9 protein-coding genes are annotated in these 8683 nt (G+C 36.7%); 7 read left to right on the plus strand and 2 right to left on the minus strand.

Annotated elements, in window-relative coordinates:
• Window positions 1-143: 143 nt before the first annotated feature.
• Both ACQ7EO_RS08135 and ACQ7EO_RS08140 read left to right on the plus strand, forming a co-directional pair.
• Window positions 144-971 carry an SDR family oxidoreductase gene (locus tag ACQ7EO_RS08135; protein ID WP_434279365.1) on the plus strand — a complete coding sequence of 276 codons (828 nt, stop codon included), beginning with the start codon at window positions 144-146 and terminating at the stop codon, window positions 969-971.
• Between the two features lie 146 nt (window positions 972-1117).
• Window positions 1118-2068, plus strand: a complete 951-nt coding sequence (locus ACQ7EO_RS08140) for a LysR family transcriptional regulator (protein ID WP_004822592.1) — start codon at window positions 1118-1120, stop codon at window positions 2066-2068.
• A gap of 46 nt (window positions 2069-2114) precedes the next feature.
• On the opposite strand, the gene ACQ7EO_RS08145 is transcribed toward ACQ7EO_RS08140, so the two are convergent.
• Together ACQ7EO_RS08145 and cysS are read right to left on the minus strand one after the other, a co-directional pair.
• Entirely contained in the window at window positions 2115-2735 is a 621-nt protein-coding gene (locus ACQ7EO_RS08145) for a TetR/AcrR family transcriptional regulator (protein ID WP_004822589.1), read from the minus strand.
• Between the two features lie 322 nt (window positions 2736-3057).
• Window positions 3058-4479 carry a cysteine--tRNA ligase gene (gene cysS / locus ACQ7EO_RS08150; RefSeq protein ID WP_004822587.1) on the minus strand — a complete coding sequence of 474 codons (1422 nt, stop codon included), beginning with the start codon at window positions 4477-4479 and terminating at the stop codon, window positions 3058-3060.
• Window positions 4480-4676: 197 nt separating this feature from the next.
• Here cysS and ACQ7EO_RS08155 point away from each other — a divergent pair, with 197 nt between their 5' ends.
• Genes ACQ7EO_RS08155 through lptB form a run of 5 tightly spaced genes read left to right on the plus strand, consistent with a single transcriptional unit; the run spans window position 4677 to window position 8093 of the window.
• A complete protein-coding gene (locus ACQ7EO_RS08155) occupies window positions 4677-5669 on the plus strand; it encodes a KpsF/GutQ family sugar-phosphate isomerase (protein WP_434279366.1) in 993 nt (330 codons plus the stop codon).
• A 3-nt stretch (window positions 5670-5672) separates the two neighbouring features.
• Window positions 5673-6212, plus strand: a complete 540-nt coding sequence (locus ACQ7EO_RS08160) for a KdsC family phosphatase (RefSeq protein ID WP_004822583.1) — start codon at window positions 5673-5675, stop codon at window positions 6210-6212.
• 39 nt (window positions 6213-6251) lie between these two features.
• Complete coding sequence (lptC, locus tag ACQ7EO_RS08165) at window positions 6252-6797, plus strand: LPS export ABC transporter periplasmic protein LptC (RefSeq protein ID WP_004822582.1); 546 nt, start codon at window positions 6252-6254, stop codon at window positions 6795-6797.
• A gap of 10 nt (window positions 6798-6807) precedes the next feature.
• Window positions 6808-7350, plus strand: coding sequence for a lipopolysaccharide transport periplasmic protein LptA (lptA, locus tag ACQ7EO_RS08170; protein WP_085942773.1), 543 nt, complete (start codon window positions 6808-6810; stop codon window positions 7348-7350).
• Entirely contained in the window at window positions 7350-8093 is a 744-nt protein-coding gene (lptB, locus tag ACQ7EO_RS08175) for an LPS export ABC transporter ATP-binding protein (protein ID WP_004724336.1), read from the plus strand. The genes lptA and lptB overlap by 1 nt, the downstream gene beginning before the upstream one ends.
• Window positions 8094-8683 lie beyond the last annotated feature (590 nt).

Consider the following 8683-nt stretch of genomic DNA (forward strand, 5'->3'; position numbering starts at 1 on the left):
TGCAAGCTTTTGATTTTTATAAAGACCATAAAGAACAATAATTATTGTACTCATGAGTATACAAAATGGCAGATTTGGTACTATGAGGAGAAAAAAAAGTTAAGTAGATTAGTACAGCAAAAAACAAATACAACGAGGAAATCATGTCGCTTAAAGGAAAAACACTTTTTATTACCGGTGCAAGCCGAGGAATAGGGCGAGAGATTGCACTAAAAGCTGCACAAGATGGTGCGAACATTGTGATTGCTGCAAAATCTACACAAGAGCATCCTAAATTAGGAGGCTCGATTTTTACTGTTGCTCAAGAAGTTGAGGCGGCAGGTGGTCAAGCTTTAGCACTTCAACTGGATGTACGTGATCAAGATGCGGTTGCGCTTGCCATGAAACAAGCAGCAGCGCATTTCGGTGGAATTGATATTTTAATTAACAATGCTGGTGCGATTAAACTGTCTGGGGTAGAGACGCTTGACCCAAACCGTTTCGATTTAATGTATCAGATTAATACACGTGCTGTGATGGTATGTAGTAAAGCTGCGTTACCGTACTTAAAAAACAGTGACAATCCACATATTTTAAATCTTTCACCGCCGTTAAACTTGGATGAAAAATGGTTTGCCAGCTATGCGCCTTATACCATTACTAAATATGGTATGAGTATGCTGACTTTAGGGATGAATCAAGAGTTTGCCAGTTATGGCGTAAGTGTAAATTCACTTTGGCCAAGAACGATTATTGCCACAGCTGCAATTGAGTTTTCTTTAGGCGGTAAGCAATTATTTAGCAGAGCTCGTAAACCGAACATTATGGCAGACGCCGCTTATCGTATTTTAAACAGTGAGAAACGTGCTTTAACAGGACGTTTGTTGATTGATGAAGAAATCCTACGAGAGTCGGGTATTACAGATTTTTCTGAATATCGCTATGCTGATTCAGAGGATGAGTTGATGGTAGATTTGTTTGTTAAAGAATAATTGCTGAGCGGATCGCGCCAATAATCCGTACCGATTTTAAAATCCCGGTTTGATTGTTTAAAATCGGTACATTAAAACATTGGAAATTTTTATAAAAAAGCAGAAGATATAATATTGAATCTAAAAAATGAGTGAGATGTAATTTCGTGTATGAGTTAGATTGTAAGTTGCTCAGTATTTTTTACTATATCTACAAGTTTAAAAGTGTTTCTGTTGCCGCAGATCATTTAGCGATGAGCCAACCTACAGTAAGCAATATTCTGAACAAAATTCGTGTTCATTATAACGATCCGTTATTTTTACGGATTGGTAATGAAATGGTGCCTACAGAATTATCTAAACAACTTTATCCTTTGATCAGTGAAGCACTGAGTAAAGTTGAAATTATTAATAATTTTAGTGTGGATTTTGATGAAACAGCATCTCAGCAACAATTTACAGTTGCGATGACGGATGTTTCTCACTTAGTTTTATTGCCTAAAATTTCTCAATATCTCAAAGCACATGCACCACATGTCAAATTAAATGTTCGCGCCATCACCTCTGAAACCAGTTATCAGATGGCAAATGGTGAAATTGATTTGGCGATTGGTTTTTTACCGCAATTAGAAAATGGTTTCTATCAACAAAAATTATTCGAACAATTTTATGTGGTGATTGCATCTAAAGATCATCCACGATTAACTCAACAAAGCATGACCGTTGAGCAGTATTTGAGTGAATCACACATCGATATTGATGCGGGTGTGGGGCATTATCACATCGCCAATGAGCTGTTAAATCTGGATTTAAAACGTAATGTATTGATGCGTATTCCGAGTTATCTTGGTGTTGGCTTAGTGGTGCAAGATACTGACTCGATTGCAACCGTTCCTTATTATTTGAGCGAAGTCTTGTTGTCACGAGGAAACTTACAAATTTTTCCAGCACCAATTTCGTTTCCGACTTATTCGATTAAGCAGTATTGGCATATGTCATGTCACCATAAAACCAGCCATCAGTGGTTAAGACATATGTGTTATGAGATTTTTAGTCAGGTGAACTCAATGCCTTTACCCAGTCAGTTATTAAGCCATGGCGATCAGCCTGAAGTTTAGAGGATTTTTTAAACTAAATAGCTTAAGAACAGTTATCCTTTTAAGATTAATTCGCTTGATGCTCTGAATCGGTTAGCTTATCAGGTGTCATCAATGCTTGATTGACATAGAGTTTGATTAAGCGTTCACGAGAGCCAATAGACTTTTGATAGTGCGTAGAATTTAACAATAATGATGCGCCATAAGTCACTGTCCAGATATAAGACAAGTAATCACGGATTGACATACTACTGTTTAAGGCTTTGAGATGTGCTCCGAAAAGATCTTTAATTTCTAAAATACGTTGCTCACGTATGCTATAAAGTTCTTCGAATAAGTCTTTGAGTTTACGTTCATTATTGGTTAAACGCTCTTCAATCACATGCAGTAAAATTGTTCGATTCGAATTTAACATGTTATATAACATGTATTCGGATACATAGATTTTAATATCGTGATGATAGGCTTTAGAAATATCTAAAAGTCGTTTTTCATTCAAAATAATCAGTTCAAGATACAGCTGGTTTTTACTTTTAAAATGTTTATAGATTGTTCCTTTTGCGATATCAAGTTCAGCAGCAAGCTCACTTAACGTAATATCCTGATTATTATCAAGCAATAAGGTTTCTGCCATTGCTAAAATTTTCTCTTTGCGAAGAAGAAAATTCTGTTGGCGCACTGAACTCATTCTATTGATCCAAAACCACTGATGAAGAACTGGACTCAGAGTATATCAGCTATTTTGCTGATTCAATAAAACTATAGTCCATCATATTCAATAAAATATTTATTTTTTTAATGTATTTAATAATTTAGCTTTTATATAAGTAAATTAGGAGAGATAAAATTTCAACGAACAATTTATAAAACTAAACTTAAGTATGGTCATACGATGAATATAAAGAAACTGTAAGAGATGTACCGTTTAAAAACATATTTAGTCAGCAACGACTTTACAAAAAAACCTGATCATTTGATCAGGTTTTTCTTTTTAATAAAGCTCTTAGAAATTAATCCGCGCGGCGCCAAATGGTACCTTGACGTGTATCTTCCAGTACTACACCTTGAGCAAGCAAAGACTGACGGATTTCATCTGCACGGGCAAAGTCTTTATTTTTCTTGGCATCTACACGTTGTTGGATGAAATCTTCAATATCAGCTTCGGATAAGCCAAGTGCTTCTTGACCAATGTCTGATTTTAAAAAGTCATCTACATTGTATTGAACCAAGCCAAGGATATTGGTCAAGTGGCGTAACGTAGAATAATAAAGCGTAGATTGCGCTGCATTCTCTTCTTTAACCGCACGATTTAATTCTTTAATAATTTCGAATAAAACTGCAATTGCTTCAGATGTATTGAAGTCATCACGCATTGCTGAATTAAAGCGCTCGACGAGCGTTTCATCTAACAGGTCTGTGGTTTTATTGCCATAGACTTGTTGATACGCTTTAAATGCATGATAAAAACGAGAAAGCGTAGTTTTTGCTTCTTTTAGTGCAAAGTCCGAGAAGTTTACAGGGCTACGATAGTGTGATGACACAATAAAATAACGAATCACTTCAGGATGGAATTTCTCCATCACATCACGAATGGTAAAAAAGTTGCCTAAAGATTTAGACATTTTTTCGCCATCGACATTGATAAAGCCAACATGCATCCAGTAGTTTACATATTGTTCATCTGTTGCAGCTTCTGATTGCGCGATTTCATTTTCATGATGTGGGAATAAAAGATCTGAACCGCCACCATGAATATCGAAATGATTGCCTAAGCAGCAAGTTGACATTGCTGAACATTCAATATGCCAACCTGGACGGCCATTGCCCCAAGGTGAAGCCCATGAAGGCTCATTTTCTTTAGCATGTTTCCATAGCACAAAGTCAAATGGATGCTTCTTCTCAACTTCAACATCAACACGTTCAGAAGCGCCAGCTTGCATATCGTCAAGTTTACGTCCTGAAAGTCGGCCATAGTTCTTAAATTTTTCAACTTCAAAATAGACATCGCCATTTGCAGAAGGGTAAGCCGTGCCTTTATTGACAAGGTTGCCAATCATATTCTGCATTTGATCGATATAATCTGTTGCGCGGGGTGCCTCATCAGGTGCTAAGCATCCTAAATTTTCGGCATCATCATTCATCGCCTTGATAAAACGATCGGTCAAAGCTGTAATGCTTTCGCTATTTTCATTGGCACGCGCAATAATTTTGTCATCGATATCTGTGATGTTACGAACGTATTTAACATTCCAACCTTGACTACGTAAAAAACGAATAATGTAGTCAAAAGCAACCATCACCCGAGCATGGCCTATATGACAGTAATCATAAACTGTCATACCGCACACATACATGTCGATATGTCCTTCTTTACGGGGAACAAATTCAACTTTTTTTCGTTGCTCAGAGTTGTAAAGAACAAATGGTTGCATAGGTTTTCTAAAGGCTTCAACAAAATGATGATTAATCTTAACCTAAGCTCCATATTTCATAAAGTTTTATACGTTATTTTTCTAAGAAAATGAAATTTATACATTTAGGAAAGCAGCCTATTGTATTGCTATGCTAAAATAGCAAAAATATTCCATTCGATATTCAAAACTCTTTATAGAGTTAAGGTTAGCCCATTTTGAATCCTGAAAATAAATCAAATCAAGTTGATTTTCAAAAAGTTGCACTTGAAACTTTACGCATTGAAGAACATGCCATAGAGATTTTAGCGACTCAAATTGATGAACGCTTTACGCGCGCATGTGAAATTATTTTACGGTGCCAAGGGCGTTTGGTGATTACGGGTATGGGGAAATCTGGGCATATTGGGCGGAAAATGGCAGCAACTTTCGCATCAACAGGCACACCATCATTCTTTATGCATCCTGGTGAAGCAGGGCATGGCGATTTGGGTATGTTGGTCAAAGGTGACGTGTTGATTGCAATTTCAAACTCTGGAAAGAGTGATGAGATTATGATGTTGATGCCACTGATTAAGTATTTGGAAGTGCCTTTAATCACCATCAGTGGTGATGACAAAGGACCTATGCCACAAAATGCAGATGTTGCGTTGACACTTGGAAATATTAAAGAAGCATGTCCATTAGGTTTGGCACCCACCTCAAGTACTACTGCAACATTGGTATTGGGCGATGCACTGGCTGTGGCGCTATTAGATGCACGTGGTTTTACTGCAGATGATTTTGCAATGTCGCATCCTGCTGGTGCATTAGGCAAACGTCTGTTGTTACATGTAAAACATTTGATGCGTACAGGCACTGATTTACCAAAAGTATTTCCTGATACACCAATGAATAAAGTTTTGTACGAAATTTCCAATAAGCGTTTAGGTTTAACCACTGTTGTCGATGAAAATGACACCTTATTGGGCATATTTACCGATGGTGATTTACGCCGTTTAATTGATAGACAGCAAGGTTTTGATGTGAACTTGCCTGTATCCGCGGTCATGGTTCAAAATCCTTCAACCATTTCTAAAGAAGCACGTGCAGTTGAAGCTTTAGAAAAAATGAATGAAAAGAAAATTAGTCAATTTATTGTCGTTGATGATGCCAATAAAGTGATTGGTGTAATTAGTATGCATGACCTGATTCAAGCTGGAGTAAATTAATCAATGGCTTCTTATGTTTTACTGGAACAAGCGCGTCATATTGAAGCATTGGTTTTAGATGTAGATGGAATTTTGAGTGATGGTTTTGTGACGTTGACCAATACTGGGGATGAAATTAAATCCTTTGATATTCGCGACGGATTAGGCATGAAGCTGGTGCAAAAATCTGGAATTAAAGTCATCATTATCACTGGACGTAAAAGTAATATTGTTGAAAAACGTATGGCTGATCTTGGCGTGGATTTGGTCTTTCAAGGTCGTGAAGATAAAGGTGCTGCACTTAAAGAAGCCTGTGCTCAATTCAATTTAGATCCTGAAGACTGTTTATATATGGGCGATGATTGGCCAGATCTTTCTGCCTTTGCAATCGCAGGGATGAAAGTCACTGTACCTAACGGGCATGTAGAAGTGCGTCGTCGAGCAGATTTAGTCACACAGGCAATGGGTGGGCGTGGAGCTGTGCGTGAAGTCTGTGATATGTTGCTGATGGCAAAAGGCACTTACCAAGAATTACTTGAAAAATATACAGCTATACCGCATTAATAGCGTAAATTCAGATTGATCAAATGTTGAATGTAATTTATGGATACTAAGGTTTTATATGTGACTGCAGTTGTCATCGCGGCAATCAGTGGTGGCTATTACTATTACAGTGGGAAAGGCAAAAAGTTGGATGCGAATTCAGCCAAAAGCATGACGTATACTGCTGAGGGTATCCAGTTGGTCCAAACAGATGAAAAGGGCAATCTTTATGTTCGTGCTCAAGTGGATCGTTTAGAACAAGATTTACAAAGAAAAACTTCAACACTGAGTAACCTCAATGCTTCGATGTTTCATCAAAATAAAGTTGATTCAACTTTTTTTGCAAAACAAGCACGAGGATTTAATGACAATGAAAAAGTCGTTTTATCTGGACAAGTTAAAGCGACCAAGATTGGTGAACGAGGGACCATGGAATTTCAGACAGACGAGTTAACGGGGTATCCTAAAATACGTCAGTTTGAAACGACTCACCAAGTGACTGTTAATGCACCTGATGCAGAATTTATTAGTCAGGGTTTAAAAGCTGATTTAAACCAAGGTCAATATGAATTTGCACATATTCGAGGAAAGTATGTACCTAACTAAGCCTTTTTTAATGAAACAATCTTTCCTAATAAAAGCGATCTGCACTGCCGGTTTAATGGGCTTGTCTGCAGCAGCATTTGCATTACCGTCAGATCGTAATCAGCCAATCTCATTGGTTGCAGATAAAGCAACCTATAATGAAGCTGCGGGTGTAACGACATATACCGGTAATGTCATCATTGAGCAAGGTACAATGAAGCTTCAAGCTGCTTCAATTGTGGCTCAATTGAATAAGAATAAGCAAATTAGTACCATTACTGCCACTGGCGGCCCAGCAAAGTTTCAACAACAAGTTGATACGGCAAAGGGTGTTGCTCGTGGAGAAGCACAAAAAATTATTTATAATGCCGAAACAGGTATTATTAATTTAATTGGTAATGCTTATCTATATCAAGATGGAGCAAGTATTCGCAGCAGTTCATTAAAATACAGTATGAACAAAGGTGATATTGAAGCTTCTGGTAGTTCAAATAGCACAGGTTCAGCGAAAGGACGTGTACAAATTATTATCCCGCCAAATAGTACCAAGTCTTTCCCTGGAGCGCGTGATTAATGACAGCATCGAATCAGCCTCAAGTGCTTTGTATCAAACATTTAGCAAAAGTTTATAGTAAACGTTGGGTGGTCAAAGACGTTTCATTCAGTATGCAAAGTGGACAAATTGTGGGTTTGCTTGGGCCGAATGGTGCGGGTAAAACCACCAGTTTCTATATGGTCGTTGGTTTGGTGCGAATGGATAAGGGCGAAATTCATCTTGATAATGAAGATATTTCTGATTTAGCTATGCATCAGCGCGCACGTAAAGGAATTGGTTATCTTCCACAGGAAGCTTCAATTTTCAGAAAATTGACGATTGCTGAAAATATCATGGCCATCCTTGAAACACGTAAAGATTTAAATAAACAGCAGCGCCAACAACGCCTCAAAGAATTATTGGAAGATTTTAAAATCACCCATATTAAAGATTCTCTTGGAATGAGTGTGTCAGGTGGTGAGCGCCGTCGTGCAGAGATCGCACGAGCACTTGCAGCTGATCCAAAATTTATGCTTTTGGATGAACCTTTTGCAGGTGTCGATCCAATCTCGGTAGGTGATATTAAAGATATTATTCGACAGTTAAAAGATCGTGGGATCGGGGTTTTGATTACCGACCATAATGTTCGTGAAACTTTAGCGATTTGTGAGCATGCTTATATTGTGAGTGAAGGTGCTGTGATTGCGGAAGGAACGCCAGAAGAAGTGTTGGCAGATGAAACCGTGCGCCAAGTGTATTTGGGTGATGATTTTACCGTATAACCACTCAGATTTTTTTAAAAGATGAAGGATCACCTTCATCTTTTTTTTTATTTTTTGAGACCCAAATTTTAAAAATTCCAATTTTGATTCAATATTTTATTAATTATTATTTCATTTAAATTTAACAACATAGTTTTAATGTGATGCTCTTCACATATAGAAAAATGTGTTACATGTTTTGTTTAAAATTTAATCTAAGTCAAATTCTTAAGTTTCTATAATACCCATAAAAATTAAATGGGAATTTATTATTTTTAAGCGCTATGAATAGTATGGGAATAATAGAATGTTTCATTTTAAAAGGGTGAGACTATTAATAAAATTTAAATAAATTTATAAAAGTGATCATTGATAATGTTAGTAATGAATATAAAGTGATAATTAAATTTAATCGCAATAAATTAGTAAAATAAACAACTAAGATTTTAACTAAATGATAATTGCATCACAAAGTAAAGGTTTTAAAAAAGATCAATCATTTAGCCATTATAGACAAGCACTGTTTTTTATATGTATATGTGATTTTAATATTAAAAATATACACTTGTGAAATTTATCTCACTTATTTATCTTTTTTGCATAACAGTGAA

The sequence above is a fragment of the Acinetobacter sp. CE-15 genome (assembly GCF_051059255.1).
In the GTDB taxonomy this organism is placed as follows: domain Bacteria; phylum Pseudomonadota; class Gammaproteobacteria; order Pseudomonadales; family Moraxellaceae; genus Acinetobacter; species Acinetobacter guillouiae.

What these genes read in the sequence shown, in the direction of transcription:
- ACQ7EO_RS08135 (WP_434279365.1), top strand. Translation starts at nt 144, where the DNA reads ATGTCGCTTAAAGGAAAAACACTTTTTATTACCGGTGCAAGCCGAGGA.
- ACQ7EO_RS08145 (WP_004822589.1), bottom strand. Translation starts at nt 2,735, where the DNA reads ATGAGTTCAGTGCGCCAACAGAATTTTCTTCTTCGCAAAGAGAAAATT.
- cysS (WP_004822587.1), bottom strand. Translation starts at nt 4,479, where the DNA reads ATGCAACCATTTGTTCTTTACAACTCTGAGCAACGAAAAAAAGTTGAA.
- ACQ7EO_RS08160 (WP_004822583.1), top strand. Translation starts at nt 5,673, where the DNA reads ATGGCTTCTTATGTTTTACTGGAACAAGCGCGTCATATTGAAGCATTG.
- lptC (WP_004822582.1), top strand. Translation starts at nt 6,252, where the DNA reads ATGGATACTAAGGTTTTATATGTGACTGCAGTTGTCATCGCGGCAATC.
- lptA (WP_085942773.1), top strand. Translation starts at nt 6,808, where the DNA reads ATGAAACAATCTTTCCTAATAAAAGCGATCTGCACTGCCGGTTTAATG.
- lptB (WP_004724336.1), top strand. Translation starts at nt 7,350, where the DNA reads ATGACAGCATCGAATCAGCCTCAAGTGCTTTGTATCAAACATTTAGCA.